Below are 3,392 nucleotides of genomic sequence, written 5' to 3' on the forward strand. Positions count from 1 at the left end.
AAATGGACAGGCTTCATCTTGCAGGTTCGTTGGGCATCGCGGATCTTTAAAACAAGCCTGTCAATGAGTGAAAGAGTGTTTGTGAATCCCCATTCCCCATTTTCTATTTCCCCAATTCAAGCGATCGCACTGTGGCAGCAATGACAGCTTCAATTAAGGCTGAACGAAAACCAGCTTTTTCTAGTTGAGCAATACCGGCAATTGTTGTGCCACCAGGACTGGTAACGCGGTCTTTGAGTTCTGCTGGGTGTAATTTGGTTTCATGCAGCAGTGTTGCGGTTCCCAGTACGGTAGAAAGAGCTAATTGATAGGCGATCGCTCTGGGTAAACCTGCGGCTACTCCACCATCAGCTAATGCTTCCACCATCAACGCTACATAAGCCGGACCACTACCGGAAAGTCCTGTTACTGCGTCGATCAAATTTTCCGGAACTTCGACAACTTCCCCGACTGCGGCAAAGATTTCCTGTGCTTTTTGATAATGGTTGGCATGTGTATATGCACCTAAGCAAATTGCGGTAATTCCGGCTCCTACAGTTGCTGGGGTATTCGGCATTGCCCTAATTACTGGTAACTGGGGAAATCCGGCTTCTAGCTGACCCAGGGGCACACCTGCCAAGATAGAAATTACTAGGGGCGAGGAATTTGTACCGATGACATCTGCTAATTCTTGAGCGATCGCGCTGAACACCTGCGGCTTCACTGCTAAAAATACAACTTCTGTTGCAGCTGTAAAAACCAGCCGATTATCTGGTGTCACCGTTACAGCGTATTTCTGCTCTAAATAGCTCTGACGTGAAGGTTGGGGTTCGCTTACTATGACTTCTGATGGTTGGTAAATGCCTCTGTCAATAAGGCGGGATAACAGCGCTTCTCCCATTACCCCACCACCAATTAAGCCAAATTTAATAGTCATTCGTTAATAGTCAAGAGTCAATAGTCAATAGTCAAGAGTCAAAAACTATAAACTCTGGACTTTTGACTCTTGACTCTCGACTAATCTTATTGTGCCATCCGATTGGCTTCATTTCCCCAAGTGGGAGTTGCACCTGTAGGACGTGCGGGACGAACTGGGGGTTGGGGTACTTCGTGAAGTACGCCACCATGAGTGCTAACTTGTACACAGCTTGGCGTAAACAAAAATATACTTTCACCGATGCGCTCTTGATGTCCGTCGAGTGCGTAAGTTCCACCTGCGACAAAATCGACGGCGCGTTGTGCTTGATCCGGGTCCATTATTGTCAAATTTAACACTATGGACTTCCGTTCTCGCAATGCTTGAATTGCCTGGGGCATTTCCTCAAAGGTGCGTGGTTCTAGCACCAATACTTCGGAAATTCCGTTTATCGCTCCTGGCATCCCAATAACATTACTCATAGGCTTTGAACCTGTTGTTACATCAGTTTCCATTGTAGGCATGGGTTCGCGCCAACGTCGATTTTGTTGGCTTTGCTCTTGTGGTGCTGGAGAGACGTTTTGTTCTTGATATATATTTTGGTAGCTTTTCGTATCTGGTTCTTCTTCGTAGTATTCGTATTCGACTTGCTCATTCAGACCAACGAAGTCTCTAAGTTTGGAAAATATATTGTTCATGGTTTACGCTCCAAGAATTAACCACCTTTACTGATGTGACAAAAGTTGATTCACTCAGCTTTCATCGCTACAAAGAACTGACAGGTATGCAATTTTAGCGCTGTTTGTAGCATCTATTACAAGTTCTGGTCATGATTTGAAGTATAAAGGATAAGTGATGAAAAATAAATGTGTCATTTGGTACAAGGTTCTTAACACCGGACACCAATGTAAAAGATTTTTTCTTAGTTCAAGCCCCATCCGTTTATGAATGGGGTATTTTATCCTTCATACTTGAGCCTTCAGTTGACCTTGACGAATTGCAATAATGAGTCCGAATTATATACTAATAGTTGTCCTGAAAAAACTTTTTGTTACCCATATTTTAATTTTTCTTTGCTTTTGTTCATACTATATCTTTTGTTACCTACACAACCAGCTGGTTAAAAAATTATTCTGTATTTAGAGGTAATACTGCCTCAAATCACTGGTAATGTGAATATTTTACACAGAGCGATCGCCAAACAAGATCGTTCCCAATCTTACCATCGTTGCACCCGCTTGCACTGCCAACTTATAATCGCCAGACATCCCCATCGAAAGATGCTGCATTTTTATATTTGACCAGTTTTGTCTTTGTATTTCTTGGGCGAGTTCGCGGGTACGATTAAATACACGCGCTATTTCTGCATCATCCAATCCAGCAGGAGGAATTGTCATCAAACCTTGAATTTTTAAATTTTCGCATTGATTGAGTGCTGGTAAGTCAGCTAATAATTGGGTCGCACTCCAACCAGATTTGTTGGGATCAACAAGAATTTTCACCTGTAGACAAACTTGGGGACTCACTTTTAACTCTTGCGCCAATTGATTTAGGCGCTGCGCCAGTTGTAAATTATCTACAGAGTGAATCCAACTGAATTGGGAAAGCGCTTTTTTGGCTTTATTGCTTTGCAAATGTCCAATAAAGTGCCAGGTGATATCTGTTAAGTCTTGTAATTCAACTTGTTTGCTGGTAGCTTCTTGAATGCGACTCTCAGCAAAATCCCGCAGTCCTGCGGCATAGGCAGAACGCATTACCTCGCAAGAAACTTGCTTGGTGACAGCAATCAACCGAACTGAATCAGGAAGTGAGGAGCGGATTGTGGTAATGCGTTCTTTGATCGAACTACTCATTGGAAGGTGCGTTGGAAAACACTCTGAAGCTGATCGTACTCCTGAGAGTGTCCAGTGCGCCGCAAAGTTCGCAAGCGATTTTCCAGCATCATTCGAGCTTCGGTACGTCCTATAGACTGAAATTTGATACCTTTACCGTCTGTTGCCACCAAAAAAAATAAGCGTTGGGCATACAGTGTAGTAAACATCTCTTGGTTCTCATCAACCATACAGATTCTGTAGAGCAAACCCCAAGTTGGGTGATTTATGTAAGTTTCCGAGTTTTCTGAGTTCATTTAATAGTGAAGGTATAAGTACATATATCTTCTCGCCATGAAATACTTTCATCCAGACGATAATACCTTTATCTGGACACAATATTTGCTTAAAATGCGAGCATACAACCAACTTTTGATGTCGATTCGCGGTTATTAAGACATTGATGTAGTTCCTAATGTGAAGAAAGGAGATTGACACTCCCCGCCTTAAAAGGACGGGGATTCTTGGTTCAATGACTCGCCATTAGACAGCAGGTTTGCACCAACTGCCCAAGAGGGCAAATCTCCCCCGCCAGGTGCGTGACTGTCGGCATCCCCGACGGCAGATGCTCCACTTGGGGAAACCCCAAGACCGCACTGCCTCCCCAACGCACTGGCTCCCAAGCG

Annotated in this window: 4 protein-coding genes and 1 pseudogene; all 5 read right to left on the minus strand. The window is 43.8% G+C overall.

Features of this window, described 5'->3' with window-relative positions; all coding sequences use genetic code 11:
• Positions 1 to 103 precede the first annotated feature (103 nt).
• Positions 104 to 916, minus strand: coding sequence for a pyrroline-5-carboxylate reductase (gene proC / locus PI95_RS34915; RefSeq protein WP_039752522.1), 813 nt, complete (start codon positions 914 to 916; stop codon positions 104 to 106).
• An 86-nt stretch (positions 917 to 1,002) separates the two neighbouring features.
• Positions 1,003 to 1,593 (minus strand): cell division protein SepF, encoded by a 591-nt coding sequence (locus PI95_RS34920; protein ID WP_039752521.1) that lies wholly within the window; start codon positions 1,591 to 1,593, stop codon positions 1,003 to 1,005.
• A 483-nt stretch (positions 1,594 to 2,076) separates the two neighbouring features.
• On the minus strand, positions 2,077 to 2,748 hold the full coding sequence (locus tag PI95_RS34925) for a YggS family pyridoxal phosphate-dependent enzyme (protein ID WP_039752520.1): 672 nt from the start codon (positions 2,746 to 2,748) through the stop codon (positions 2,077 to 2,079).
• Positions 2,745 to 3,023 (minus strand): transcriptional coactivator PipX, encoded by a 279-nt coding sequence (pipX, locus tag PI95_RS34930; protein ID WP_039752519.1) that lies wholly within the window; start codon positions 3,021 to 3,023, stop codon positions 2,745 to 2,747. The genes PI95_RS34925 and pipX overlap by 4 nt, the downstream gene beginning before the upstream one ends.
• Before the next feature lie 189 nt (positions 3,024 to 3,212).
• Positions 3,213 to 3,392: pseudogene (locus PI95_RS36565) on the minus strand (hypothetical protein); the annotation flags it as partial.

It is taken from the genome of Hassallia byssoidea VB512170 (genome assembly GCF_000817785.2).
Taxonomy (GTDB): domain Bacteria; phylum Cyanobacteriota; class Cyanobacteriia; order Cyanobacteriales; family Nostocaceae; genus Hassallia; species Hassallia carrinoi.